The sequence below is a fragment of the Salipiger sp. genome (genome assembly GCF_059781815.1).
The window spans coordinates 1-26,621 of the sequence record NZ_JBYNAH010000044.1; the positions used below are offsets into that span (position 1 = coordinate 1).

24 protein-coding genes, 1 tRNA gene and 2 pseudogenes are annotated in these 26,621 nt (G+C 62.2%); 7 read left to right on the forward strand and 20 right to left on the reverse strand.

Annotation, left to right across the window (positions count from 1 at the left end):
* Window positions 1-418 (reverse strand): hypothetical protein (locus AC6RA4_RS07245; RefSeq protein ID WP_500158864.1); only part of this gene is annotated, 418 nt, incomplete at its 3' end.
* A 304-nt stretch (window positions 419-722) separates the two neighbouring features.
* Between AC6RA4_RS07245 and AC6RA4_RS07250 the strand changes: the two genes are divergently transcribed.
* Window positions 723-1,541, forward strand: a complete 819-nt coding sequence (locus tag AC6RA4_RS07250) for a restriction endonuclease (protein ID WP_500158866.1) — start codon at window positions 723-725, stop codon at window positions 1,539-1,541.
* Between the two features lie 112 nt (window positions 1,542-1,653).
* A complete protein-coding gene (locus AC6RA4_RS07255) occupies window positions 1,654-1,908 on the forward strand; it encodes a hypothetical protein (RefSeq protein WP_500158868.1) in 255 nt (84 codons plus the stop codon).
* 422 nt (window positions 1,909-2,330) lie between these two features.
* Here AC6RA4_RS07255 and AC6RA4_RS07260 read toward each other — a convergent pair whose 3' ends face one another.
* Window positions 2,331-2,657, reverse strand: a complete 327-nt coding sequence (locus AC6RA4_RS07260) for a hypothetical protein (protein ID WP_500158870.1) — start codon at window positions 2,655-2,657, stop codon at window positions 2,331-2,333.
* 31 nt (window positions 2,658-2,688) lie between these two features.
* Window positions 2,689-3,645: a hypothetical protein gene (locus AC6RA4_RS07265; RefSeq protein WP_500158872.1), complete on the reverse strand. Its 957-nt coding sequence runs from the start codon at window positions 3,643-3,645 to the stop codon at window positions 2,689-2,691.
* A 507-nt stretch (window positions 3,646-4,152) separates the two neighbouring features.
* Between AC6RA4_RS07265 and AC6RA4_RS07270 the strand changes: the two genes are divergently transcribed.
* A tRNA-Thr gene (locus AC6RA4_RS07270) sits at window positions 4,153-4,227 on the forward strand.
* 952 nt (window positions 4,228-5,179) lie between these two features.
* On the opposite strand, the gene AC6RA4_RS07275 is transcribed toward AC6RA4_RS07270, so the two are convergent.
* The 3 genes from AC6RA4_RS07275 to AC6RA4_RS07285 form a co-directional block, all read right to left on the reverse strand.
* Window positions 5,180-6,016 carry a hypothetical protein gene (locus AC6RA4_RS07275; protein WP_500158874.1) on the reverse strand — a complete coding sequence of 279 codons (837 nt, stop codon included), beginning with the start codon at window positions 6,014-6,016 and terminating at the stop codon, window positions 5,180-5,182.
* A 353-nt stretch (window positions 6,017-6,369) separates the two neighbouring features.
* Window positions 6,370-6,954 (reverse strand): hypothetical protein, encoded by a 585-nt coding sequence (locus AC6RA4_RS07280; protein WP_500158876.1) that lies wholly within the window; start codon window positions 6,952-6,954, stop codon window positions 6,370-6,372.
* A gap of 150 nt (window positions 6,955-7,104) precedes the next feature.
* Window positions 7,105-8,043, reverse strand: a complete 939-nt coding sequence (locus AC6RA4_RS07285) for a hypothetical protein (protein WP_500158878.1) — start codon at window positions 8,041-8,043, stop codon at window positions 7,105-7,107.
* 277 nt (window positions 8,044-8,320) lie between these two features.
* On the opposite strand from AC6RA4_RS07285, the pseudogene AC6RA4_RS07290 reads away from it, so the two are divergent.
* Window positions 8,321-8,637, forward strand: a pseudogene (locus AC6RA4_RS07290) (transposase); the annotation flags it as partial.
* Between the two features lie 75 nt (window positions 8,638-8,712).
* Here the strand turns inward: AC6RA4_RS07290 and AC6RA4_RS07295 are convergent.
* Window positions 8,713-9,417 (reverse strand): annotated as a pseudogene (locus tag AC6RA4_RS07295) (HipA domain-containing protein); the annotation flags it as partial.
* A gap of 42 nt (window positions 9,418-9,459) precedes the next feature.
* On the opposite strand from AC6RA4_RS07295, the gene AC6RA4_RS07300 reads away from it, so the two are divergent.
* Window positions 9,460-9,789, forward strand: a complete 330-nt coding sequence (locus AC6RA4_RS07300) for a hypothetical protein (protein WP_500158880.1) — start codon at window positions 9,460-9,462, stop codon at window positions 9,787-9,789.
* A gap of 86 nt (window positions 9,790-9,875) precedes the next feature.
* On the opposite strand, the gene AC6RA4_RS07305 is transcribed toward AC6RA4_RS07300, so the two are convergent.
* From AC6RA4_RS07305 to AC6RA4_RS07320, 4 genes are all read right to left on the reverse strand, one after another.
* The gene (locus AC6RA4_RS07305) at window positions 9,876-10,184 is read right to left on the reverse strand and encodes a hypothetical protein (protein ID WP_500158881.1); all 309 of its coding nucleotides are present in this window, start codon (window positions 10,182-10,184) and stop codon (window positions 9,876-9,878) included.
* 67 nt (window positions 10,185-10,251) lie between these two features.
* On the reverse strand, window positions 10,252-11,100 hold the full coding sequence (locus AC6RA4_RS07310; RefSeq protein WP_500158883.1) for a hypothetical protein: 849 nt from the start codon (window positions 11,098-11,100) through the stop codon (window positions 10,252-10,254).
* An 84-nt stretch (window positions 11,101-11,184) separates the two neighbouring features.
* On the reverse strand, window positions 11,185-13,434 hold the full coding sequence (locus tag AC6RA4_RS07315; RefSeq protein WP_500158885.1) for a hypothetical protein: 2,250 nt from the start codon (window positions 13,432-13,434) through the stop codon (window positions 11,185-11,187).
* A gap of 366 nt (window positions 13,435-13,800) precedes the next feature.
* Window positions 13,801-14,064: a lysozyme inhibitor LprI family protein gene (locus AC6RA4_RS07320; protein WP_500158887.1), complete on the reverse strand. Its 264-nt coding sequence runs from the start codon at window positions 14,062-14,064 to the stop codon at window positions 13,801-13,803.
* Between AC6RA4_RS07320 and AC6RA4_RS07325 the strand changes: the two genes are divergently transcribed.
* Both AC6RA4_RS07325 and AC6RA4_RS07330 read left to right on the forward strand, forming a co-directional pair.
* Window positions 14,055-15,202 (forward strand): IS3 family transposase gene (locus tag AC6RA4_RS07325; RefSeq protein WP_500158889.1). Its coding sequence is split into 2 segments (ribosomal slippage): window positions 14,055-14,298 and window positions 14,298-15,202, totalling 1,149 coding nucleotides; the frame shifts between segments, so codons are not numbered across the junction. The genes AC6RA4_RS07320 and AC6RA4_RS07325 overlap by 10 nt on opposite strands.
* Window positions 15,203-15,283: 81 nt before the next feature.
* Window positions 15,284-15,769, forward strand: a complete 486-nt coding sequence (locus AC6RA4_RS07330) for a 3'-5' exonuclease (RefSeq protein WP_500158891.1) — start codon at window positions 15,284-15,286, stop codon at window positions 15,767-15,769.
* A 158-nt stretch (window positions 15,770-15,927) separates the two neighbouring features.
* On the opposite strand, the gene AC6RA4_RS07335 is transcribed toward AC6RA4_RS07330, so the two are convergent.
* The 9 genes from AC6RA4_RS07335 to AC6RA4_RS07375 all read right to left on the reverse strand — a co-directional run.
* Window positions 15,928-17,535, reverse strand: coding sequence for a GMC family oxidoreductase (locus AC6RA4_RS07335; RefSeq protein WP_500158893.1), 1,608 nt, complete (start codon window positions 17,533-17,535; stop codon window positions 15,928-15,930).
* Entirely contained in the window at window positions 17,532-18,377 is an 846-nt protein-coding gene (locus AC6RA4_RS07340; RefSeq protein ID WP_500158895.1) for a shikimate dehydrogenase family protein, read from the reverse strand. Before AC6RA4_RS07340 ends, AC6RA4_RS07335 begins: the two co-directional genes overlap by 4 nt.
* Window positions 18,374-19,810, reverse strand: coding sequence for an aldehyde dehydrogenase family protein (locus AC6RA4_RS07345; protein ID WP_500158897.1), 1,437 nt, complete (start codon window positions 19,808-19,810; stop codon window positions 18,374-18,376). The genes AC6RA4_RS07340 and AC6RA4_RS07345 overlap by 4 nt, the downstream gene beginning before the upstream one ends.
* 10 nt (window positions 19,811-19,820) lie before the next feature.
* Window positions 19,821-20,618, reverse strand: a complete 798-nt coding sequence (gene fabG, locus AC6RA4_RS07350) for a 3-oxoacyl-ACP reductase FabG (RefSeq protein ID WP_500158899.1) — start codon at window positions 20,616-20,618, stop codon at window positions 19,821-19,823.
* A 2-nt stretch (window positions 20,619-20,620) separates the two neighbouring features.
* Window positions 20,621-21,325, reverse strand: coding sequence for an ABC transporter ATP-binding protein (locus AC6RA4_RS07355; RefSeq protein WP_500158901.1), 705 nt, complete (start codon window positions 21,323-21,325; stop codon window positions 20,621-20,623).
* Entirely contained in the window at window positions 21,318-23,099 is a 1,782-nt protein-coding gene (locus AC6RA4_RS07360) for a branched-chain amino acid ABC transporter ATP-binding protein/permease (RefSeq protein WP_500158903.1), read from the reverse strand. Before AC6RA4_RS07360 ends, AC6RA4_RS07355 begins: the two co-directional genes overlap by 8 nt.
* Window positions 23,100-23,113: 14 nt before the next feature.
* Window positions 23,114-24,001, reverse strand: coding sequence for a branched-chain amino acid ABC transporter permease (locus AC6RA4_RS07365; protein ID WP_500158905.1), 888 nt, complete (start codon window positions 23,999-24,001; stop codon window positions 23,114-23,116).
* A 71-nt stretch (window positions 24,002-24,072) separates the two neighbouring features.
* On the reverse strand, window positions 24,073-25,269 hold the full coding sequence (locus AC6RA4_RS07370; protein WP_500158907.1) for an ABC transporter substrate-binding protein: 1,197 nt from the start codon (window positions 25,267-25,269) through the stop codon (window positions 24,073-24,075).
* A gap of 45 nt (window positions 25,270-25,314) precedes the next feature.
* Window positions 25,315-26,621 (reverse strand): thiamine pyrophosphate-dependent enzyme (locus tag AC6RA4_RS07375; RefSeq protein ID WP_500158909.1); only part of this gene is annotated, 1,307 nt, incomplete at its 5' end.

Below are 26,621 nucleotides of genomic sequence, written 5' to 3' on the forward strand. Positions count from 1 at the left end.
GTACCATCTCGAGATCTGCGGCGACATTCTCGTCAAGAGCGCCTAGCAGCTCAGGAAACGATAGATCGTCAAGGTCCAGGTACTCGCATCCGGCATACCTGATTGTATTCATTTCAATCGAGATGGTCTGATCTGTCTCTGCATGCGCAGATGAATAACCGACAGCGAGAGCGGCGGAAATTTGCCCGATCGGCGTAAATCCGGAACCGGCGATGCCGATATCAAAGTGCTGGCTGTTTTTGTTGTTTGTGTAGAGGCTTGTTCCGGACATGAAATCCCGGCCCTCGCTGTCGGAAGGGAAGCGTGTGTGTCCATCTTTCAGGATGCTCCCACCGAACTCTCCCCAGCTCGGAAACGCCGGGCTCCCAACCCGGACCGAAAAAAGAGGGCTCAAATCTGAGCTGCCATCGCCTGCCATTATTGATCTCCCCGTCAACGAAGTGAATTCATAAGATTTATGGTAATGAGACCTCGAATAACATACACACCCGCAAGTTGTCTATGATTCCCGCTATGGTGGGGTTCTCCGAGGGGCGCGTCGTGTTCGGCTTCGCTTCTTCGCGACAGAATTCGATCTTTTAATCATAAACTGTGTAGCCCGAAGACGCAGCTCTATGGCCCGCATTCCAGCGCGTTAAGATCTGCCATAATATCCTTCGTTTTGACTGTATGATAAAATCTGGGCTAAGGTTTCTACAGGGGTGATTCAAAAGGATTTTCGTTTGAGGCGTGACAAGGAATTCGGTAAGCACAAGGTCTCTGAGAGACTTTCGAAGAAACTCGCCGAAGTAGCGGCCCGGAAGCGCAAAGAGGCGCAAGCCAGCGCGCCGGGTCCAGATGACGAATACTATCGCTGGCCTCACAAGGTCTCGGACCGCCTTCAGCAGAAGCTCGAAGAGAACAGAGCGCGCGTCCAGGAGAGAAAGCAGCGCGAGCGTCTGGACGCAGAGCGAAGCATCGAAGCCGCCGTCACGGAGCACCACACAATCCTGAGCCGGAACCTGCGCAAAGCCATCGTGAAGAACGAGTACGGCGCAGTCGTGAAGGACAATCGCACTGCTGAGGTGTCACGGTTCCTGACATCGCTCCAGGTTCAATGCTCGGCCCTGTCGGCAGAGGAGGCTGTCAGCCTCGTACTCGAGCTCACAGAGCGCCTCGATGAGGCTGGCCGGCGGTCTGATTTCGATCTCTCTTCCTATCCCGAGAATGGATACGAGTTCGAGCTCTGGCTGGCAGAGGCACTCGAGAGGTTCGGGTGGGAAGCATCGGTGACGTCTGCTTCTGGTGACCAGGGCGTCGATCTGATCGCGCGGAAAGGAGACCTCGATGTCGCCATCCAGGCAAAGCGCTACTCGGGCAAAGTCGGAAACAAGGCGATCCAGGAGGTGTACTCCGGCGCGAAGCACCTCGGTGTGCCGCTCGCGGCCGTCGTGACAACGATTGGGTTCACGCCGAACGCTAGAGCTCTCGCTGAAACCACCGGCGTGAAGCTTCTTCATGTCGAAGAACTTCCGGAGCTCGAAAACCTCCTCCGAGCATAGAGGCCTATAGATCCCACCGGCCCTATTCTAACCAAGTGCTGAGGCCCCGACTTCGATCCCATTTCTTCGGAGCGATCATTCATCGCAATCCCTCCGAAGAGAACAGGATCCCATGCTTCAGTCCTACCGTATCGGCTTCGCCACAAACTCCTCCTCCACCCACTCCGTGATCCTCCACTCGAAGTGGGCCAAGGACCGGATGCCCGAAGATCAGCCGTACTGGGTCGATACCTCCTACTCCTCTTCATTGGTCGAACAAGACCACCGTCTCTCGACGCCGGCCAATAAGCTCGAGTACATCCTCTTCGCGAACTTCCTCTACGCGGAGATGCGCGATCGTGCCGACCAGTCTTCGCGCGCACGCTAGATGATAACGCTCGGATTTTTCAGTCCCGGAACGGCTGGCTCGCAATCGTCGCCGGCCTTTGGCCTAAAGAAGGGTACCACCCCTTGAGTGAAACGATTGCCTCACAGGGCTGGCCACAAGACACAACCCCTACCCAAGGGATCAACTTTGTCAGAGAGCTCGCGCTCACCGAAGGTGGTGAGCTCAAACCCTTGCCGTTCATAAGAACGCGCACAAAGAATGAGGCGCGCGCTTTCGGTCGGTACTGGCGCGACGGGAAACCGGTCTATGCTTACGTTCAGACACCTCCGATACCCGCCGGAGAAGAGATTGTTGTCTTTGGTGTGCCCAACGAACAAGGACAGGGCGACTGCCTTATAGATGCGCACGAGGGATTCTTCCTCAAGTGTGCGGATCTGCAGATGCGATAACCTGATCGTGGGCTAGTTCACCTCGTAGCAGCCATCCGTCTGCCTCAGTTGGCCGTCAGCCCAAAACTCCATTTTCAGGTATGGACGCAGGTGCAGGCGCGCGGTCGGCCCATCGTTCGGCGTTCTCGCCGTAACGATATGGGCGCCATCCGAAGTGTCGTCGACCAGGATCGCATATCTCGTATCACTTGAATCCGGGTTCAGGACCAAGTCCGATGCGCCTTCTTCATAGATTACGAGGTACTCTCTTCGCGGATTTTCACAGATCAGTCGCGTCTCAGCAGATGCTGACGCTCCCGTGGCGAGCAAGAGCCCCACTGCAATGGAAAACGGTTTCATTCGGTCCTTTCCGCTTTGCTTGATCTATCCTTCATGCCAGCACGCGCTTCAGCGTTCTCATGCCGGCCTGTCCGCGGAAGTGCGGCTTGCGATAGACGACCTTTCCACCACGACCGAGGAACATGTGCCCTCGCACATAGTGCAGCGCTCGTGCCCTGCCTGTCCCGTCGCCAGGCGCCCTCTTCGGTGCATCCCCGTAGGCCGAGACCAGGATCTCCTCGCTCAGGTGCATCGTGACGACCGACAGGCCTAGCGGCCGAACCTCAACCTCTCCGTCCTCCATCTTCCGCGCTCGGCGGGATCCCCCTCCGCCTTTCCTCTCCAGATGCTTGTAGCTCAGATCGGTGTCCTTCAGTTCGAGCGTCGCCGCCATTGCCAGACTGAGATGGAAAATCCCATCGAGCTCCTCTCGCCACACTCGATCCTGCAGTTCGAGCCCGTGCCTCGAGCGCCGCAGCACGTCCTCTCTCATTTCCTGAAGAGATGGATCAGGCCAATAGCTCGAATAGGCCCCCAGCTCGTGCATCGCCCAGAGCTCACCAAGCTTCGCACGGGGAGTGCCCTTAGGCTGGGACGCAGAGAACTCCTCTGGCGTCACCTCAAGAGGAACCGTGGTGTCGATATGCGCTCGGTACTGAGAGACCTGCATGTTCATGAACATCACCAGGAAGCGCGCCTGCTCCTTGCTCAGACCGCCGCGCTTGAAGTCTCGGAGCTCATAGTGGTCAGTACAGGAAATAGCTTGAACCATCGCCCTGCCCTGCCCGTCGCTCTCGAGCAAGGCGCCTCGCCTCAGGCCTGGGCGCCCCTCCTCATCATCGTCCGTCCTGCGATCCGGCATCACGCGATAGAGGTCCGTACTCTTGCAGTCGAAGAAAACCCTCCGAGGCTGTCGAGTGACGTGCACCGCGAGCCCCGATAAACCGCGCATCGTGTCGGTGCGCATATCGGAAACAGGGACCAGAGCACTGCGCTCGAAGTCGAACATCTCATGCTCATCTAGCGCATCTCGGAACTTACGGGAGTAGTCCCTCCACCTCGGACCCATTCCAATGCGCTGCAACGCATCCTGGTTTGATCTCTTCTCCCCTTCATGGAGCAGGGTAAGCATTTGTCGGGCTAGCAGCATGGAAATCTCCTCTCCCTCATGAATGGCAGATCAGGTTCCGGATTAACAGCGGGTCAGTACTCGGTGAGAAGATCGACCATGGAGGGGAGTCAAGTCGCCGGCGGGAGGGCCCATCGATCGGCTTCTGTCTGTCTTTCTTTACAGAGTGCGGAATTTCGAACCTCCTGATTTCTCTCCTCACGGTCCTGCCTCCACCTCCTTTCGAGGTTCATGATGGAGACAGGAAATGACCTTCAAGAGTAGGCGACCGGGCAAGCGATTATCGCCGCCAGCTCGAACTTACTGCTCGATAGCGGGAAGCGAGCCAAAGGGAAAAACGCTGTGAATGTTTCCCAAAGTCGCGAACAGCCCCCATATAACTTTTACGTCCGCGTAGCTCAGTGGTAGAGCAGCTGCTTTGTAATCAGCAGGTCGAGAGTTCGATTCTCTCCCCGGGCTCCACTTACCTTCAGTGACAGCTCCTTATCCAGCACCCTCCGAAAAGGAGTGTCTTTCGGATCACTCTCGCCCGACAGTTATGCAGAGAGCCGCTGTCAGGACAACATCCTTCCAACTTATGCCTCTCCTTGAGCGCCTCAATCCCCGGTCAAGCAGCCGGTGATTTCTATTTTTAGTGATCCGGATCTATTGAGCGACTATCCTGGCGGGCCTGACGGCATCAGATCTACGCCAGTTACTGCGGAAGCAAAACCTAAAATGATCAACCAGATCACGGTGCCTGGCAGGCAAAAAATGTAAGCCAGAAGAGCAGCTAGTGCAGCCACAACCCCATCGGAATACAAAACCGAGGACGGCGTCACTCCTGATGCACTCCACAAGAAACAGAGGGCGGAATAGGCGACAACAAATATTAGTCGCTTAGCGTTCGACTTAGTCGAAATCGCGATTATTGCCAAAGGAGCTAGGATTATCCCAATTAGAGCAACGCCTGGAAAGCCTTCACCCCCTCCGCCTGATATCGCTCCTCCATTTCCAGATTCCGATGACACCTTAGCGTCATCAGACGCAACGGCTCGACGTTCTTTAGCCCCTACAGCACGCCCTGCAAGACGTGCCTTTGTCGGCCTGAACACAAAATCCGAAGCGTTTATCAAGCCACTTCGCCCCTCTTTGGCTCCTTCTTCAAACTCTTCTTCCCCCTTAGTTTTATTCGTAAAATGATCACCCATCATTTTACCCCACCTGCAATGCGAACCAGCAGAATAGAGCATAATGCACACCCAATCGAGTCAAACGAAAGATCCATGTTACGAAAGATTGAAGCCTGAGGCCCTGTGAGCGGTCGTGTCACAAAACGCTTCATACTTCGGAGGACGGAGCATCATAGTGACCCACAGCGACACCCCAGACTCTTCATTTGCGCTTCTCTCGCTTTCAACAAGGTGTGACGGGTCTATCGAAAAGAAAGCATGCGAGAAAAAATCGACGGAAGATTTTCAAAAACGCTCGACAATGCGCGTTCACTGAGACGTACTGACATGCTGGCGACCAAGTCGTCGAACTGCAGATCGTTTCTATCCTGTAGAAGCTCGTTTAGTTGGAGGAAACCATCTCCATCGTAGTCATATGAGGCAATCAGGTTCGCAGAAATAATTGGTGCCGCCATCCCACTTAGCAAGACAGGTCCGAAGATTTTTTCTTGCTCAACACGTCCAGCTCTTACGGAGGATACCGCGCCGCCTCTGGGATCAGGTTTAGAAACGGCAGCCTCGTAGGCCAATAGAAAAGCTGCCGTCCTAACTCCTCTCGAGATTTCCGCAACTGAAAGCCTGTCGTCATTCGACACATCTAGCACTCGAACGACATTTGAGAAGCAAAGCTCTGTGTCGCTTGATGTACAAGCTTGATAGGCATCTGTAGATGATAGCAGAACCGCCATAGTCTCCGAAAAAACCGCAGACAAATGTGCCGGCATTCGGCAAGACATACCTTCCAACATTTCAGCGGATATGACATTCCTTATCCCACCGGTCTGAATCGTTACGCTTTCTCCATCCCATTCCACAGGTGCAATTTGAATATAGTTTCGACTGAAATCCGCCGGGTCTTTCGAAAATAATGTAGCTGAGAAGGCAGATAAAAATATCGGCCCAGTGAATTCTTTGCAAATTCCCTCAGGATTCGCTTCCCCGTAGACACCTCGAAGGCGCTCTGGGACGACTTCGGCAACGGCGGTATTTGCAGTTGCGGCCCCCATCATGAGAAAAGCAGAAAAATAGAATAATCTCACGCCCAGTCCTCCAATTTTTCACGCGCAATAGAATGACACGGCACTTACAATGTGGTGCGCCGTCGAGCTTCAAGATCGCCGGACGAGGCCAGCAAATCAAGTGCGTAGCGCCCCGAGCGGCGTCCGCGGTCGCGCAAACGCTTAGGACAGGGCGGATCGGGCCGCGAGCCCGCGTCTTTCTGGCCGGTGATTGTCGTTTTCAGCGCGCTGGACAGAACTGTCGAGCTGCGGTCCTGCAGGTTAGGACTGGTCCCCGGTCATGTGCACGACGGAGGCGTTCTCAGTCCTTGGATTTCGGCACCGATGACGCGCACCATCGGTGCCGGTAGCTGCGACCTTGGTCAGCTGGAAATTCAAAACACACATGACGACTGCATCGCACCCTGAAAACAGCAATCCCCGGGCCTTGCCCGGGGATTTTTCGTTTGGGTCAATGTTTCTACGAAAGCTCTCGCTATTTCGGCGGGCAGAGCATCATGGTCACGCACATACGCCTCGCGAGCGGCAGTAAACTGCCGCCGCAGACCACCCGCGCCAGACCAACCACTGAAGAAGTTGATGCGCGTGGGGTCTTCCTTGTTCGCCACGAAAAAGGTCGGCGTCCCCGTGATCGGAAATGCGCGATCCAGCGCCTGGATGCGTCCCGTCACCTCCAGATCGCTCAGTTCGAGGATCTTCTGTCGTCGCGTTCTGATGACACCGAAGCGCTCTCCAAGATCTTCTACTGCCGCCTCGAGGGCGCCCTCTTCTGTCAAGGTCGGCGCCATTTCGTAAACCATCTTGATCAGTTCCGGGTCCTTGACACCGGCTTCCGCAAAGCCACCGATCAAACGGGTCGACGCGAGCGACGAGGGTGTCCGCCATTTTCCCAGCGACAAGACGCTTGAGGGGCGCCCAACTGACGCAAACTCAAGAGATCTTCGTCGCGCCGAGATCATTCAGCAGCGTGCTGCAGCGATCGTCGCCGCCGCCAAGCAGCCGTCATCTCGGGATCGTTCTCCTACGCCTCTCGCCGTCATCGCCGCGGCGAAGTCTTCGACGAAGAAGAAAAACCATCCAGGCATCGAGCTCTGAAGCAAGCACAAACACTATGCTTCTGCCAGGATTTCAGCCAAGGTCTCAGTGACCGGTAGATGCATTGGGTACTCGGTGTTTGTGTGATGCCAAGCCATCGGAACCGTTACATCTGTCTCGATGAACGGCCGCGAATTCAGCAGTCCAAACCCATCGATCTGGCCCAGCACGTCCGTGACGGCAGCCATTTCTCCAGGCATTCCGACGCGCGCGCTCACTGTGATGACGTGAGATTTCTTTCCTCGCTCGGCCAGCTTCTTCGGTGCGATTTTCTCGAGGGCGTAAAGCGCCTCAGAAATCACAAGATTTCCTTTCGAGTGCCCCACAAGGAAATCGAATTCGCACTCGCTTTCCAATAGTGCGGTCAGCGTTCGCACATCGAGACTTTTTCGTACGAGCCGCTCTGATAGCGCGCTCGCTGTCCCGATAGTCGCACTACCAGGCCGCGACACATCATCCAGCCCCTCCAGCATGTGTCGCATCGCATTGAGGCTTCCGAACAGGAAGTATCCGCCCACGGCTTCCGTCAGGAGATCTGCGAGGCCATACCCCGAAACAACCGCAAGGCACTTTCCGCCAACGGCGTCCGCCACGTTTCTGGCAAAAGCGGCGGCCCCCAGAGCCGAGCTCCCGACACCAGCGACCGCCAGGGCCCTGAAGCTCTCCTGCCCGAACGCAGAGAACTGTTCGTGATCTGACCAGATCTCGATCGTAGGCTTGGAGCTCGGACCGACGGATAAAATAGCTCCTTCCGCTGCGTATCGAGGCGCCAGCATCGCAGCTTCGTCATCACGAAGGATGCCGATATCATAAAAAAACGCGTCCAATATCGCGTTTCTCTGACGAGGCGCCTCAAGTGCGACCTCTCGAACCGGAACTGGCGCAATCACTTGCGACGGAAGAGAAGCTGCGCGCGCTACTTGTGCAGCCTTCAAGCTCGAGATTGTTTGCATGCTAATCTCCATAACAAATCAAAAGACGAATATGAGACAGCAGTATATCTCATCTCAGCTACCTGCGCTGCGAAATAGACTCCAAAGAACTGAGCAACTTCGACAGACCCAGTGCCATCCCTATTTTCTGTTTGCGCAAACGGAATTCGGGAGATTCGATTTGAAAACGCTCATCTTTCGCAGACCTACCGACATGGTTTTGAGCCAGCCCCTTTGAAGTGGTCCACCCACGAAGCCGGAAATCCGATAGGATTTCGGCGAACAGGAGGACTACGGAATGGCTGGAAAGCGTGAGAAGCCTGAAGACATTGTCACCAAGCTGCGCCAAGTCGAGGTGCTGCATGGCCAAGGCCTGTCGATGGCGGACGCGGTGCGGCAGATCGGGATATCGCAGCATACGTTCTACCGGTGGCGGAAGCAGTATGGCGGGATGAACCGGGCACAGTTGTCGCGGCTTAAGGAGCTCGAGAAGGAGAACCTGAGGCTGCGTCGGGCGGTATCTGACCTGACGCTCGAGAAGCTGATCTTGACCGAGGCTGCACAGGGAAACTTCTGAGCCCTTCGCGCCGCCGCGAGTGCGTGGAGCATGTGCAGATCGTCAATCTGATTGGCCGCGGCCTGGAGAACTTCGCGCACTCCGCGCTCGAGCCCAGCGTTGAACCGCCGGAACCCGATTGCCATTGCAAACCCTGCAAGGTCCTCTGGTTTGAGATCGGAAAGCCGTTCTGCGGCGCCGATCCGAAACGAGAAGTCCTGGTTCACCGACCCGTCCATCATTACCGGGACAATGTCGTAAAGCGGTGCAAGGCGCGGCCGGGGACCGACGTCGTAGAGAAGGCTGTGGTTCTTCGCATGGTTATCGGTGTTGCCCAAAGCGATATTGAGCAGCGTTCCTTGCAGGAATGCCAATCGGGCGCGCGCCGGCGCATCTGTCTGATCGAGCACATGCCGAATTGCGGCCGCATCAAAGCGTCTCTCAGCTGTCGCAGCGTCGCGTTCGTACTTCAGTGACGGCGGCAGCCCGAGAGCCTGACAGAAATCCTCTTGGTGGATCCGGCTCACCAGACCATTTTCGATGCGCCGATCGTAGCGCTCGATGAGAAGGCCCCGATATTCTCCAGCCTCTATGACCTCGGCCTGAACCACAGGGTGATCCTGGGCCTTGGCGGCAATTTGCAGAAGGGACATCTCGTGCTCGACGAGGCTGCGCTCATGCCCCCGCGGGACCTTCAGGATGTGCGTCGTAGGCGCGCCTTCTACCGGGAGCCACAGGCGCCCCTCATGGACCGCCACCGCGATTTTCCCTTGCACCCCAGCAAGCGGAGACGGGTCGGCCTGATCGCCGACGGCGGCGCCGGCGTCTGAACACACCACACCCAGACTGACGTCCGCGTCCTGGCACCGAAGGGTATCCTCATGCAGACTTCCGAACGCTCCTGGCTTTCCCGGAAGACGACCTCGGCAAGAGCCGCCTTCTGGAGCGGAGTTCGGCTCCTGATCGTAACGGCGATCTCAGCTGGAGTGTTGCTCTATGCCGGCAAGCTCGTGATCTGGATGTTCGTACTCGAAGAGACCGCGCCTGCGCCGTTCGGCCCCGTCTTCACCATGCTGCTGGGCCTCCCGCTGCTGGCAGCCAGCCGATTGACGCTGGAGTTCGTTCTTCGACGAATTCGCATCGCCAAGGAAAAGCGAGGGCACCATGAAGCTGATAGGGCTGACAATGTCACGCGTAGTCAGCTCCGTTGAAACGGGCTGCCATAGGCAATGTCCCACAGAGTACAGAGGGCGCGACGACCACCGCAATCATCGTCACTGCCTGATCCTCCGGATGCTTACTCGCTGCTGCCATACGGGTATTCCCCGAAATAGTACTCGTAGCCCATATCGACTTCCAGCGCCGATGGCTGCCTGATTTCGCCATTTCGAGATACCCCCAAGCCCCTTTCGGTCGCGTTTCTCTCGAGCTCGGACAAGCTCCAGAAACACCAGTCAGGCTTGTCATCTGGATTCGGGTGACACGGGCCACTGTCTGCGACCACCTGCATTCTCGAAGGGTTCTCTTTGTATCTTTCTGCGGCAAGCGAAGACGCAGAACCAATCGTAAAAGCAACAATCAGCGTTGCTGGAAGAACATATTTCATATCGACTATCTCCCCATCCCAATCATGCAATTAGGGATTTAGGGTCTCTCGGTAAACTTCGGATCGCTCAGGCCAACTCCAGGATCTCCTCGATCTCATCCAATCGCGCGTTCTTCTTTGCGATTGTCTCGCGATAGGCGTTGGCGTCCTCGGCTGCCATGATGTCAAACGGAGTTGGCAGGTGAGGCCCACGGTACCCGCGAACCTCATCCATCGCCTCGCTCATGCTCATCAGATAGTCCGACATCGCGATATTCAGCTTCGCCATTTCGACATCGTTGATGGCCGACACATCATCCCACTCCAGGATCTCGTCGCCATCTTCCACGATCACGCGCTCGCCCCGCGCCGCAGCCAGCGCCGGCTCTGGGTTGCCGCGCGCAAACCGCTCCAGGGCTTTTTCCATCGCCCGATCCACCTTCAGGATCCGGCGCGCGGTTTCCTTTAGGCTTCTTCGCTTCCCAGCAGGCTGGAACGTGGCCTCCTTCGCGATCGGGATCAATCTTTGAACCTCTGCTTCATCGAAGCGCGGCAGCAGCCAGGCCTTCGCCATACCCAGTTTGAAGTTGATCTGTACGAAATCCCTGGGCGTCATCTCGTACACGAAGTTAACGACCTTCGCGAACTCGTCAGCAGCCAACTCGACCATCGTACGCGCCAAGCGTGCCACATCGGAATCCGTGAGGCGGGCCACCTGACTGAATGGCTGCGAACCGCCCGGCCAGCGGACCACTGCATCCTTCCACGGCGTTCTTCCGCAGTGGACGTCCTCGAGCTCGCCGCGCACGTAGAGCGTCGCACAGATCACCGCGGCGTGCTCCAGGCCACCCTGGAACTTGCCGGTTTCCAGCGACATCATCATCTTATCATCGTCCCAGCGGCGCGCTGGCATTCCTTCGAGCGGTGTGTCGAGCATATCTTGTGTCCCCTTTTGGCGGTTTGCCGCCATGTAGGGTCACCGGAGAGAGCTCGCAACTCTCCCCCCGAGTAGATTCCTTGCTCAGAACCATTTTCGCGGATCCGGGTCGGGCAGCCTTATCGGCGGCTTGGGAAGTAATTTCTCAGCCTCCCGGACGAGCCTTTCCGCTTCCTTTGTAGCCTCCCGGCGGAGTCTTTCCGCTTCCTTTGCGGCCGCCTCAGTATGCTTGCGCGCGGCCTCTGCACCGTACGCGAGAACCTTGCCTCCCTCATCGAGTACGCCATCGACTATTCCACGAGCGATCGCATCGGCCTGATGGAAGGTCTCACCTGCACCGTCGAGGAATTTGACGATTTCATTCCCCTCTCCCGGGCCGATGGTGAGGTCATTCCAAGCGTTCCTGAAGAACTTCACGAACTCATTGTTCGGCCCAAACTCGAAGCTCCCGATCAGAATCCGCATCCCCGGATTCACATCCTCGCAGCGCCCTCGCCCTTGAACGCCATCCAGCAATTTCTCTGTCTCCAGCTGCGCGGCCTGTGCCGCCGCGGCTTGCTCTGCCTCGAGCTCTGTCCGTGCTGCCGCGCGCGCAGCTGCGGCGGGTAGCGTCGGCACATGCCGGACCGTCAGATCGACCGCCGCATGCATCTTCCCGCCCGCAAGCTCAAGCCTTGCCGGCGCCGCGGTGATCACACTCGCCAGATTTGGCAGCGTCAGCTCCCATCCCCCGGCCTCTTCAGTTCCTGATACGAGCATAGGCTCGCCCCAGTAGATGTAGGCAGGCTCGGTTGCCATGATCAGCACTGGCTCCACTGCCGCGGTGCCGACCGGAACGAACATACGTGCCCCAACTTTCGGCATGCTCATCCAGCCTACGTCGAACTTCAGTTTTCCATCAGTCGTGGCGATCAGCTCGATCCGTTCGCAGCTGGGCGACACCTCCAAGACAGCTGCTTGGTGACCATTCACGCTCGACAGGACCTTCGGCCTCAGGGCGGCCGAAACCGTCTGCGCGCCCTGCGTCTTCCCTTCCACGCCGACACGGCTGCCTGCACCGCCGCCTATGTGCGGATCGAAATGGGCATGCAGGCTACCCTCTGCCTCTGCCGCAATGCTCACTGATGCCTTCCACGCATCGCCTCCGGTGTCGAAGCGCAAATCACTGAGCCGGGCTTGCAGGCTGCCGCAATCAGCACAGCCGATCTCGACATATGCCCCACCATCACCCATCAGCTTGTTCTTCCACACATCCTCGGCCAGCTTGCCCGACCGATTGGTGAGCTTCACAGAGAGCTGCCGACGATCCGCCGGCAGATCCATGATCACGGACCGGATGTCGGTGAGGAGGCTGTCATCGACCACGAGAGCGATCCGAGCTGTGGTGACGTCGCGCAGCATTTCCTGTTCAGAGCCGAGCTTGGATTGCACCTGGCTGTCCAGCGCCCGAGCGGCGGCTTCAAGACCTTCCGCAGTTCCCTCGGGCCGCTGACGCGGCAGAATGTCCGGCGGCGCATTGTCGACCTCTCGCGCCATCAGCCAGACCGCGGATTCGGTGTAGATCGGCGCGCCGTAGGCCACGCCGATGCGGATCTCGTCGGCCGGCATGGAGATCCGGTAGTCGACGCTCGCGTTCGTTGTCTCATCGAGGACCTGATGACGGGTTTCGTCGATCCCGATCTTCTGCAGAAACTCAGCCTGTAGTGGGAAGGTCGTGCTCAGCAGCTCGTCGGGCAGTTTCAGGCTGACGAGCCCCGGTGCGAGGTCGGACCAGAAGCTCTTTTCTTTCCTTTCCAGGTCGGCTTCACCGAGCTGGGTCGCAATGCGGACAGGGTCGATGCGAAGTGTGACACGGCTTTCCCGCACCGCCCTTTTCTCCCCCTCGAAGTCGATTTCCTTGGTGCCGTTTTCGATCCCGTGCACAAGCACGACCCCTTCGAGCACAAGCCCCAGCTTGAGATCACCGCGGCTCGCCGTCAGCGCCAGCGCGGCATCCATCGCCCCCAGGCCCGGCGTGATGTCGACGTCATTGAGGACGATCTCCACCCCCTCAAAGGCACCGTCCTCGGTGTTCACGAGCTTCGTCCCCTCGATCGCCTCAAAGGCTGTGTCGATCGCAGCGTCATTGATCCCGGCCATCGCAGTCCAGCCATCCGCACTCGCGAGATCCAGGCTTTGATCTGCGACGTCCAGCGCGTCCCATCGTAGCGCCCAGCGCTCTTTCAGAACCAACGGCTCAGCATCGTCGCCATAGAAGTAAACCGCCACCGTGATCGCTAAGCCTGCGACTGTGACTGCGAGAAGTCCGAGAATTCCAATTCCAAGACGTACCATTGCAAATCTCCAGATCGCACCCGCGCAAACGGGCACCAATGCTTCGATGAAATTCTGTCTGCTTCGGCCCTACAGAGATTTTTCTCGGGCCCGGAAATGCCGAGCTTGAATACCACAGATCAACTCAGTTTGGGATGGAAAATATCACCTGTGCGAGTTTCTCAGACGCTCTCTGCAACCGAAAACGGTAGGCGCCAAGACCTCAGGCAGAGCCTTTCCCTTGGGGTGCATCGAATACTCGGCCCCAAAGAAAGACAGAGAGAAAGCGACGCCACTCGACCGCCTGGCACCGCCAGACAGGGCGGCAGCACCTTCCGGAGCCGTTGCTCTTTGCACTCGGAGATGGATGAGGCTCGCGCCGAAATCTTACTGCACGTAGCGAGACAGCTCTTTCGATCGCTCGCGACCAAGCTCGATCTTGCAGGAGTCGATCGCAATGCCTGTGCCGGATCCTCCGCCAAATGTCGCCCCGACATAGTTGCAATGAGCGTCGCCGTAGTCAGACCACGCTGACTGCCCGGCGTTCAGCGCCGGCACAGCAACTTCGCGCCCGGTGATCTCTGAGGTGCCCCTAGATTTGTAGACGTCTTGCCGCCTAACTGTGAGGCGAGGAGGCCGACATGGGGACAAGCAATTACAGCGACGAGTTCAAGCGGGATGCGGTGCATCAGATCACGGTCCGCGGGTATCCAGTGCGTGAGGTGTCCCGGCGTTCGGGCGTCAGCACGTATTCTCTCTACAAGTGGCGGAAGCTGTTCGGGGAGCCTGCCGCGAAGCCCGGGGTGGACCACGAGGCGGAGAACCGGCGGCTGAAGCGGGAGTTGGCGCGGGTCACCGAGGAGCGCGACATCCTAAAAAAGGCAACGGCGTACTTCGCGCGCGAGTCCCAATGAAGTACGCCTTCATCCGGGCGCATCGCGAAGAGTTCGGCGTTCGGGCCATGTGTCGAGCGCTGCGGGTGCATTTTAGCGGGTTCTATGCATGGCTTAAGGATCCGTTAAGCCACCGTGCGCGGGAGGATGCACGTCAGACCGAGCTGATCCGGCAGGCCTGGACTGAGAGCGGCAAGGTCTATGGATATCGCAAGCTGACCGACGACCTGCGTGACCAAGGCGAACGCATCTCGGAGAACCGTGTTGCTCGGCTGGCGTCGCTGGCCGGGATAGCTGCGCAGATCGGCTACAGGCGTCGTCCCGGCCGCTATGGCGGCAAGCCAGCGGTGGTGGCCGAGAACAGGCTGGAGCAGCGGTTCGAGACGTCCGCGCCGGATCAGGTCTGGGTGACCGACATCACCTATATCAAAACCAATGAGGGCTGGCTGTATCTGTGCGTCGTCATCGATCTGTTCTCGCGACGTGTCGTCGGCTGGTCGGCACGATCGCGCATCACCACGGACCTCGCCCTGCAGGCCCTGCTGATGGCTGTGTGGCGGCGCAAACCCGCAGGTCGGGTCATGGTCCACTCCGACCAGGGTTCCCAATTCACCAGCCGGGAATGGCAGACCTTTCTCCGCCAGCACGGCCTCGAACCCAGCATGAGCCGGCGCGGGAACTGCCACGATAACGCCGTCGCCGAGAGCTTCTTCCAACTCTTGAAACGGGAGCGGATCAGACGGCGCACATTCCCGACCCGCGACGACGCGCGGCGAGACATTTTCGAATACATCGAGCTATTCTACAACCCGAAGCGCAAGCACACGAACAACGGCATGCTGTCGCCCGTTGACTTCGAAATCTGGCAGCAGAAACTGAACAAGGCAGGTGTCTAGGAAACTAGGGGCACCTCACAAGCTCAACACAGAGATGAAAAGCAAAAGGAAGAAGATCGACGCGTCGAAGAATACGCCGTCGTGGACTTCGAAGCGTCAAGCCTATCCCCCGCTAGCTGGCCGATCGAGATTGGGCTTTCTTGGATTGAGAACTCTGAGGTGCAGACATGGTCGTCGCTGATCCGACCTGCCGAAGAGTGGGCCCCATCGGACTGGTCGGAGCAAAGCGCTGCCGTGCATCACATCAAGCGTGCGGAACTTGAAGACGCACCCTGCGCCTCCGAAGTCGCCGAAGCGTTTCTCAGGCGCCTCGCAAACCGAATACTGCTCTCCGACGCTCCGGAATTTGAAACACACTGGCTCAGCCGATTACTGGCCGCGGCAGGATACGGGAAAGCGTTTCCTGCGGTTCAAGACTATCACAAAGCATCGTTCGAACTCTTCGAAGGTTTCGCGCTCGACATGCTGTATGAGACACTTGAGCGCCGCGCCGCACCGCATCGCGCAGGGCCTGACAGCGCCAGGCTTGCAAAAGCTTGGCTGACAGCACTCGGATATTCACGGTGACGCTTGGTGTGCTTCGTGTCGCCAGCACTCAAATTCTCCAGAACACGGTCGCTCCAGCGGCGCGAAGTGCAGCGTTTCTCAAAAGCTGGCACCCGCCACGCCGGAACTGCTCACCAGAGATCCTCTGATCGACTCAGTCCCCACGACATCCCCGCGTCTCAACCCGCGCTCTCCGACCCGAGGATGAAATCCGCGCCGCGCTCGGCCAGCATAAATACTGCCGCCTGCGCATTGCCCGAGACCTGCGTCGGCATCACCGATGCGTCGATCACCCGCAGCCCCTCGATTCCACGCAGGCGCATCTGCGGGTCGACCACTGCCTCCGCGTCGCTTCCCATCCGGCAGGTGCCCGCGGCGTGGTAGATCGTCTGGCCGTTCTGCCGCGCAAAGCCCAGCCAGTCCTCGCGCGAGGTGCAGCCCGGGCCCGGCGACATCTCGTGCTCGCGCCACCCGGCCATCGGCGCGGCCTCTATGATCCGGCGCCCCTCGATCATGCCGTCGATCATCACCCGGCGATCCTCTTCGGTGGCGAGGAAGTTGGGCCGGATCTCGGGCTGATCCTCGATACGAGGAGAGCCGGCATGGATCGAGCCGCGGCTTTCCGGGCGCAACTGCGTGACCCCGAGGGTCATGCCCGGCGCGCGCTCGAGCTTGCGCTCGGCGGCGTTGGCATAGCTTGCATGCATGAAGAAGAACTGCACATCCGGCCCCGCCAGCCCCTCGCGGGTTCGGATGAAGCCGTGCGCGAGCCCGGTCCCGTAGGTCAGGATGCCGCGCCGGAACAGAAGGTAGCGCAGCACCTCGCGGACAAGCTTCGGGCCGCGGCTGAGCTGGTTGAGGGTCTCGGGGCGGCGCACCCGCCAGTTCATGCGGGTGCAGAAATGGTCCGAGTAGTTCTCGCCGACCTGCCGCGCCGCCACCCGCGTTTCGATCCCGAGGCCCGACAGCCGCTCCGGGTCGCCGATGCCCGACAGCTCGAGCAGGTGCGGGCTCTGCACCGCCCCGGCGCTCAGGATCACCTCGCGGCGCGCTTTGAGGACGCTCTCGCTACCGGAGCCCTGCACCCGGACACCGCTGGCACGGCGATCCTCGAGCTCAATCCGCGTCGCGCGCAGTCCGGTGCGGATCTCAAGATTCGGGCGATGGCGCGCGGGGGCGAGATAGGCGGCATAGGCGCTCGCGCGGCGGCCGTTCCTCTGGTTCACCTGATACCAGCCAACGCCGTCCTGACGACAGCCGTTGTAATCGGGGTTGCGCGGATGGCCGGCCGCCTCTGCGGCGGACAGGAAGGCCTCGCCGATGGCCGGGCGCTCTTGCACCTCGCAGAGATCGAGAGGGCCCTCGCGGCCACGGGCGCCGTCGGGATCGGGGCCGGCATAGCGCTCGAGCCGGCGAAACACCGGCTCGACCGCATCCCAGCCCCAGCCGGTGCAGCCGGACTGCGCCCAGCCGTCGTAATCCTGCGGCTGGCCGCGCACGTAGATCATGCCGTTGATCAGCGTCGAGCCGCCCAACCCCTTGCCGCGAGGAATGGCGATCTCGCGATTGCCGGTGGCGGGCTCGGGGGTCGACTGGAACCGCCAGTTGAACTTCGGATTGGTGAGCAGCTTGTAGAACCCGGCGGGGATTGGGATCCACGGGCTGATCGGGCGCGGCCCGGCCTCGATCAGCAGCACCCGGTTGCGCGGATCCTCGGAGAGCCGGTTTGCCAGCACGCAGCCGGCGGTGCCGCCGCCGATGATGATAAAGTCGAAGGCGTCGCTCATCGCGCCGCCCCGGTCGCGGCGGCGCGCTTCAGCGCCTCGCCCGGAATGGCGCCCATGTGACGGGCCATCAGCTCGATCTGGCAGCGCAGCATCGGCAGGCCGGGATGGCAGCGCGCCCCGCGCGCGGCGGCCTCGGCCAAGAGAGGCGTCACCTCGGGCTCCATGATCGCCTCGGCGACAATCTGCCCTGCGTGCAGCCCCTCAGGCGAGAGCGGCAGCGGATCGCCCGCGCGCAGCCCGAGCGAGGTGGCATTGACGACGATGTCGTAGCTGCCCAGATCGGCGACCACGCTGCACCCCTCGGCGCGGCAGGTCGGGTAGGCCCCCGAGACCCGCTCCGCGAGATCCTCGGCCTTCGAGGCCGTGCGGTTGAGGATCGTCAGCGCCGCGACCCCCGCCTCTGCCAGTGCAAAGGCGATGGCCGAGGCCGCGCCCCCTGCCCCGGCGAGCAGGACCCGAGTGCCGCCAAGCTCTTTCCCGGCCTGACGCAGGCCCTCGACAAAGCCGATGCCGTCCAGCATCGCGCCGATCATGCGCCCGTCCTCCTCGCGGCGCACGCAGTTCACCGCGCCGATGCGGGCGGCGTCGCCCTCAATGGCGTCGCACAGCCCCAGCATCGCGGCCTTATGTGGCATCGTCGCGATGAAGCCGCCGAAATTGCGCATCGCTCTCAGCCCGTCGAGCGCCTGCGGCAGCTGGTCGGGCGTCACATGCATCGGCACGAGCACGCCGTCGACACCGTGGCGGGCGAATACCTCGGCCATGACCTGCGGGGTTTTCACATGGGCGATCGGGTCGGCAAGAATGCCGAAAAGGCGGGTATGTCCGGTGATCTGGGTCATGGCAGCGTGTAGGATGTCTTGACGGTGGTGTAGAACTCGCGCGCGTAGGCGCCTTGCTCGCGCGCGCCGTAGCTCGAGCCTTTGCGGCCGCCGAACGGCACGTGGTAGTCGACGCCCGCTGTCGGCAGGTTGACCATTACCATGCCGGCCTCGGCGTTGGCGCGGAAATGCGACGCGTGCTTCAGCGAGTTGGTGCAGATGCCCGCGGAGAGGCCGAACTCGGTGTCGTTGGCGGTGCTCAGCGCCTCGTCATAGTCCCGCACCCGGATCACGCAGGCCACGGGGCCGAAGATCTCTTCGCGCGCGATGGTCATGTCGTTGCGGACTTCGGTGAACAGCGCCGGCTCGAGATAGAAGCCCGGTTGTGCAAGCTCGAGCCGTCGCCCGCCGGTGAGCACCGCGCCCTCCTGCTGCCCGATGGCGAGATATTTCTCGTCCGTTTCGAGCTGACGGGCGTCGACCACCGGGCCGATCTCGGTGCCGTCCGCGAGCGCATGGCCGACCTTCAGCGCCGCCATGCGCGCTGAGAGGGCGGCAACGAAGCGGTCGTGAATGTCCTCGGTCACGATCAGCCGCGACGAGGCGGTGCAGCGCTGCCCGGTAGAGAAGAATGCGCCTTGCAGAGCCGTCTCCACGGCGAGGTCGAGATCGGCATCGTCGAGTACCACCAGCGGGTTCTTCCCGCCCATCTCGAGCTGCACCTTCTTCATCCGGGCACTCTCGACACAGGCGCGGGCGATGCCGCGCCCGGTGCCGACCGAGCCGGTAAAGCTCACCGCGTCGATGTCGGGATGCTCGGCGATGCGCGCGCCGACGCTGCGCCCCGGCCCCATGACGAGGTTGAGCACGCCCTCGGGCAGCCCCGCGCGGGTCAGAATATCGACCAGCGCCCAGGCCGAGTGCGGCACCAGATCGGCGGGCTTGAACACCACCGTGTTGCCGTAGGCCAGCGCCGGGGCGATCTTCCAGGCCGGGATGGCGATGGGGAAGTTCCACGGCGTGATGAGGCCGATCACCCCCACCGGCTCGCGGCTGATCTGGACCTCGACGCCGGGCCGGACCGAGGGCAGCGCCTCGCCGCCCACCCGCAGGCATTCACCGGCGAAGAACGCCAGCACCTGCCCCGCGCGGGTCGCCTCGCCCACGCCTTCTGCCAGCGTCTTGCCCTCTTCACGCGACAGCGCGCGGCCAAGCTCAGCGGCACGGGCCAGAACCTCGTCGGCGGCGCGGCGCAGGATGTCGTGCCGCTGCTGCGGTGTCGAGGCCGCCCAGCCCGGGAGCGCTGAGCGGGCGGCCTCGACCGCTGCGTCCACCTCGGCCGCACCGCCGCGGGCAAAGGCCCCGACGATGTCGCCCGTGTCGGACGGGTTGATGTTCTCGCTGGTCTCGGAAGCGCCGACCGGCGCGCCCCCGATGAAGTTCATGAAGGTCATCTCGGTCCTTTCAGGTCATGCAGAGGCCGCCGGCGACGTCGATCGTCTGGCCGGTGACAAAGCTCGATTCAGACGAGGTCAGCCAAAGCGCGGTGTCGGCCACCTCGGCCGGCTCGCCAAGGCGGCTAAGGGGCGTCCGGCGCACCTCGGCCTCGTTCAGCTCGGCCGCCACACCCGCCACCATCGGCGTGGCGATCCGCCCCGGCGCCAGCGCGTTCACCCGGATGCCGTGCGGGCCAAGCTCGCCCGCCAGATGCTTGGTGAAGCCGATGATCGCGGACTTCGTCGCGGCGTAGTGGCAGGCGACGATGGGAAAGAAGGTCTTGCCCGCCACCGAGGAGGTGTTGACGATCCAACCGCGCCTGGCCTCGACCATGGCCGGCGTCAGCGCCCGAATGCAGTTGAACGAGCCGGTGAGGTTCACGTCGACCACGCGGGCCCATTCGTCGGGGTCCATCTCCCAGACCTTGTGGGCCACGCCCGCATGTTTGGGCGAGATCCCGGCATTGTTGATCAGCGTGTCGAAGGCGCCGCCCATCTCGGCCTCGGCCTGCGCGATGGCCCGGCTCAGGCTGGCGTAATCGCTCACGTCGCCGGTCATCGCGACCCCGTTTCCGGGCAGACCCGCGACCGCCGCCGCGACCTCGCCCGCATCGATGTCGAGCACCCCCACGGTGGCGCCGCGCCGGGCAAAAGCCTCGGCCATGGCAAGCCCGATGCCCTTGGCCGCGCCGGTCACCAGCACCCGCCGCCCGGCATGGCTGTCCCGCGTCTGGTGATGCGCGGGAGTCTTCTCGTGGTGAGTCATCGTCATATTCCCAGATAAGCCTGCCGCACATGGTCGTTCTGCAGCAGCGCATCGGCATCGTCGCTCAGCACCATGCGCCCGTTCTCGAGCACGTAGCCGCGATCCGCCGCCTTGAGCGTGTGGAACACGTTCTGCTCGACGATCAGCACCGTGGTGCCGGTGGCCGCCACCTGCGCGATGACCTCGAAGACCTGCGACACGATGATCGGCGCGAGGCCCAGCGAGGGCTCGTCGAACATCAGGATCTTGGGCCGCGCCATCATGCCGCGCGCGATCGCCACCATCTGCTGCTCGCCGCCCGAGAGCGACGAAGCGTGCTGGTCGAGCCGCTCGCGCAGGCGCGGGAACAGCTCGAGCACCTCATGCAGCGTATCGTCCTGATAGTCGCGCGCGTGGCGACAATAGGCCCCCATCAACAGGTTGTCGCGCACGGTCATGTCCGGGAAGAGCTGCCGCCCCTCCGGGATCAGGGTGATGCCGCGATCCACCGTGTCATGCGCCTCGAGCCTGGTGATGTCCTTGCCCTCGAAGGTGATCGAGCCGGTGCGCGGCTTCACCAGCCCCGAGATGGTACGCAGAAGCGTGGTCTTGCCGGCGCCGTTGGCGCCCACGATGGTGACCACCTCGCCCGGCTCCACGTGCAGCGAGATGTCCTGCAGGATCACCGTCGAGCCGTAGCCCGCATCGACGTTCTTGACCTCAAGCATGGGTGAACTCCTTCCCGAGATAGGCCTCGATCACGTGCTCGTCGCGCACCACCTCGTGCGGGTCGCCCTGGGCGATGATCTGGCCCGAGTTGATGACGATGACGCGGTCCGACAGCGACATCACCGCCTGCATCACGTGCTCGATGGCGATGATGCTGACGCCGGTGTCGCGGATCGACAGCATCAGGTCGACGGCGCGGCGCACGTCGGTCTGGTTGATGCCCGCCATGACCTCGTCGAGCAGCAGGATGCGCGGCTCCATCGCCATGACGCGCGCCACCTCGAGCCGCTTCAGACCGCCGATTGTCAGGCTCGCGGCCTCGGCGTTGAGATAGGGGCCAAGGCCCATGCGGTGCGCCGTCTCGCGCGCCGCCTCGCGGGCATCGCCCACATGCGGGTGGCGGTGGAAGGCGCCGACCATGATGTTTTCCTCCACGGTCATCGCCGCGAAGGGCTGCACGATCTGGAAGGTGCGGCCGACCCCGAGCGTGGCGAAATCCGCCGGCGTCGCCGGCTCCTGCCACTCGCCCGAGGGAGACAGCACCGAGACCCGGCCCTGATCCGGCTTCAGAAAGCCCGAGAGCATGTTGAACACCGTCGTCTTGCCGGCCCCGTTCGGACCGATCACCCCGAGGATCTCGCCCTCTCGCAGGGTGAAGCCCACGTCGTTGGTCACGTGCAGGCCGCCGAAATGCTTCTGCAGCCCCTCGACCCGCATCACTTCGCGGCCCGCCTCGTGAGGCACCGCCGAGCGCGGCGCGGCGGCGACCGGTGCGGCCTGCTCGCCTTCGGCCTTCTCCGAGCCCGAGGTGAAGCGATGCACCACGCCCATGATGCCGTTGGGCAGGAACAGCACCACCAGCATCAGCACCACGCCATAGACAAAGCCGTGCAGGCCGATGGCCTCGGAGCCGAGCGCGCCGCGCGCGAACTCGGTGATCGGCACCAGAAGAACCGCGCCGAGGAGCGGCCCCCAGACGGTGCCAATGCCGCCGATCAGCGCGAACATGGCGATCTGGATCGAGAACTGCAGCGAGAACATCGATTCCGGCTCGATGAAGGTCAGGTACATGGCGTGGAACGTGCCCACCATCGCCGACAGCGCCGCCGAGATGCTCACCGCCATCAGCCGCACCTTGACGGTGCCGACGCCCGCCGCCTTGGCCGCGCTCTCGCGCTCGCGGGTGGCCACGAGGTAAAAGCCAAGCCGGTGGGAGCGGATCGCCCAGGCCACCGCGAGGCAGACCAGCAGCATGCCGAAGGCAATGAGCAGCGCCGGGAAGCGCTCGCGGAAAACCATCCACTCCCAGCCGATATTGAGCTGGATCATCAGCCCCGTGGCGCCGCCGGTGAGCTCCCGGAAATGCAGCGCGAGCACGCGGAACACCTCGAGGAACGCGATGGTGGCAAGCGCAAAGAACGGCCCGTGCAGTCGGAAACAGGGCCACGACACCACGATGGCCGCAACCACCGCGACAGCGGCGCCGGCGAACATGCCGAACCACGGCGAGATCCCGAGATTGACGAGGATCACCCCGGCATAGCCGCCGATGCCGTAAAAGATCGCGTGCCCGAGCGAGAGCTGCCCGGCATAGCCGCCGACGATGTTCCACGCGGTCGACAGCGCCGCGAAGATGCAGATGGTGATGAAGATGTGGTAGACGAACTGGTCGCCCACCGCGACGGGCACCGCGATCAGGCCGGCGAGCAGCACGGCCACCGCGATCAGGCCCAGTTTCTGGGCGGAGAGGCCTCCGCCGGAGGCTTGGGTCATGGAGGTCGTCTCGGTCATGGCGATACGTGGCTCAGGTTCAAGCGGGTCCCGAACAGGCCCGACGGTTTCAGGATGAGGATCAGCAGGAAGATGGTGAACACCACCGCCTCGCGCAGGTCGGAGCCGATGTAGAAGCCCGAGAGCGCGTCCACGAGGCCGATCACCAGCGCACCGAAAAAGGCGCCAGGGATCGAACCCAGCCCGCCCAGCACCACGCAGACAAAGGCGATCAGCACGAAGTATGTGCCGATGGTCGGCGAGGTCGGGTAGAGCGGCGCGATCAGCGACGAGCCGAGGCCGACGCAGGCGGCGCCCATGCCGAAGGTCAGGATGTAGATGAACTTGTCGTTGATCCCCATGAGACGGGCGGCAGCGCGGTTCTGCGCCGTGGCGCGGATGGCACGGCCGGTGCGGGTCTTCTTCATGAAGAGCTGTAGGCCGATCACCAGCAGGATCGCAGCACCGAACACCCAGAGCTGGCCAGTCAGGATACGGACCTCGCCCAGCATCACCTGAGAGCGCACGCCATGGGCCGGCGTGTTGGCGATGTCGGCTCCAAAGACCAGCAGCGCGAGGTTCATCAGCGCCGTCGACAGGCCCACCGTGGCAAAGATCTGCACGTGCTCGTCGCGCGCCGACATCAGCGGCTGGATCAGCAGGCGCTGGGTCAGCGCCCCGAGCACGAACAGCGCCGGCGCCACCGCCGCGGCGGTCAGGTAGGGATGCACGTTCATGCCCGTGCTCAGCAGGAAGGTCAGGTACATCCCGACCATGAGGAACTCGCCATGGGCGAAGTTGATCACCTTGACGATGCCGAAGATCAGGGTGAGCCCCACCGCCACGATGGCGAAGAGCCCGCCGAGCATCAGCCCGTTGGCGACAATCTGAAGAAAGGTGTCCATGTCTCGCGCGTCTCCGGAGGAAGGTCACGCCGGGCCGCAACGCGAAAAGCGCGCGGCCCGGCCCGGTGGCGTCAGTCGCCGATCTGGAACTCGGCCACAGCCGCGTCACGCGGATAGACGGTGACGAGCTTGCCGCCCTGCCACTGCATACCCATCATCATCGCGCGGTCGTTCTGATTGTGATCGCCGAAATGCACGCCGTAGCCTGCCGCGGTCTCGCCCGCCGGGATGTCGATGGCCTGCACCGCCGCGACGATCTGGTCAGGCTCAAAGCCCTCGCCCGCGCCTATGCCCTCGAGCACCGCCATGGCCCCCACGTAATTGTTCAGCGAATGCCCCGAGCGCGGATCCTCGCCATACTTGTTCTGGTAGGCGACAAGGAAATCCTCGAGCCCGGGCGTGAACTCGGTGTTCACCGCGTACTGGGTGAAGTCGACATCCAGCACCCCCTCCATCTTGTCGCCCACCGCCTCTGCGGTCGCGGTCAGCGAGTATCCGCCACCCCCGCCGATGATGGCGTCGGGCTCGAACCCGGCCTCGGCGGACTGGTTCAGGAACAGCACGGAGTCGTTCTGGTACGAGGTCTGCAGCACGATGTTCACGCCGCGATCCTTGAGGTCGAGCACCAGCGAGGACATGTCCACGGTCGAGCTCGGATAGCCCTGCACGGTGACGATGTTGAGCCCCTTCTCGGCGCCGTACTCTTCCTGGTGGCCCGCCACCGAGGTGCCATAGGCGCTGTCCTCATGGATCACCCCGATCACCAGATCCGTCGCCTCGACCCCAAGCCCGGGCGCGATCTCGTCAAGGATCACGTCGATGGTCATAATGCCCATGGTCTCGGCGGTCGGGTTGGTGCGGAAGAGGTATTGCAGATCACGGCCCGTGACCTCGTCGGCCACCGCGCCAAGCTCGAAATAAGGGATGCCCGAAAGCTCGGCCACCTGGCTCGCCGCGATCGAGCGCGACGACGAATAGGTGCCGAGGATCGCCTTCACACCCTCGCGGCTGATCAGGCGGCGGGCCTCGCCGATGGCCTGGTTGTTGTCGACCGCGTCGCCGCGCACCAGGTCGATCTGCTCGCCCTGGATGCCGCCGGCGGCGTTGATCTCCTCGACCGCAAGCTCGACGCCGCGGAAGCTCTCTTCGCCAAGCAGCGCGAGTCCGCCCGAGAACGGGAACAGCGCGCCGAACTTCACATCGGCCTGCGCCGCCCCGGCGACCAGTGCCGAAACCGCCGTGGCGGTGAGCAATGTCTTCAGTGTCATAAGTCTTCCTCCCTGATGTCGGGCCCTCCAGCCCGGTTCGGACGCTCAGTAGTCGAGCGCCTCCTTGCCTTGAAAAACGGTGATCGGCGGGTGCGCCTTCTCGTCGGTGACCACGTCGATCACCGTGACCTCCGCCTTGCCGAGCGCCTCCTCCAGCGCCGGCAGGAACTGATCGGGCGTTTCCACCCGCACGCCTTCGCAGCCCACGGCACGGGCGATCGCGGCGTGATCGACTGCGGTGAAATGCACCACGTCGGTGTAATCGCCGAAGAGGCTCAGCTCGGCGTGTTTCTGGTAACCGAGGATCTGGTTGTTGAGCACGATCACCACCACCGGCAGCTTCATCCGCCGCGCGGTCTCGAGCTCGCCCCAGACATGGCCGAAGCCGCCATCCCCGGTCAGGCACACCACCGGCGCCTCGGGCCGCGCCGCCTTGGCGCCAAGCGCGAAGGGCAGCCCCCAGCCAAGCCCCGCCAGACCGCGCGGGGTCAGGAAGCGCTGGCCGGCACGCCGGGCGGTGAGCCCGTTGGCGATCCAGATCGAGGAATAGCTCGCATCGGCCACGGTCACCGCGTCTTCGGGCAGCACCGTGTCGAGATCGCGCATCAGCCGCTCGGGCCGGATCGGCGCCGCGTCCCAGTCGATCAGGCCCTCGATCTCGCGCTCATGCGCTGCGCGGCCCTCCTCGATGCGGGTCTCGAGGCCCGGGCGGCGGGTGGAGATGGCCGAGAGGTCCTGCGCCTCGAGCGCCTCACAAAGCTGGGTCAGCACCAGCCGCGCGTCGCCCTTGAGTCGCAGCGCCTCGTAGTTGCGCCCGATCTCGCCGCCGTCGATGTCGATATGGATATAGCGCGCGCCCTGCGGATAGAGCGACCAGCTGTCGGTGCCGTTCTGGTTGGTACGGTTGCCGATCAGCAGCACCACGTCCGCCTCCGCCACCAGCTCGCGCTGATGCGCGGCGCGCGCGCCCGGCGCCATGAAGTAACCCACCACGCCAAGCGACAGCGGGTGCGTCTCGGCCACCGCGCCCTTGCCCATCACCGTGGTCGCCACCGGCAGACCAAGCTCCTGCAGGCGCCCCAGCGCCGCGACGGCCTGCGAGCCATGCACCCCGCCGCCGGCGATCACCACCGGGCGTTCCGCGCCGGCGAGCAGCTTTGCCGCCTCGCTCACGCGGGCCGGATCGGCCCCCACGCGGTCGAGCGGCCAGTGCCCCAGATCGGCCTGCCGGCGCGACGCGTCGGGCGCCAGCTCCGGGCGCTCGTCGAGCACGTCGAGCGGCACCAGCAGAACCGCCGGGCCCGGCCGCCCGGAGGCGGCAGCGGTGAAGGCCATGTCGATATAGTCGTCGA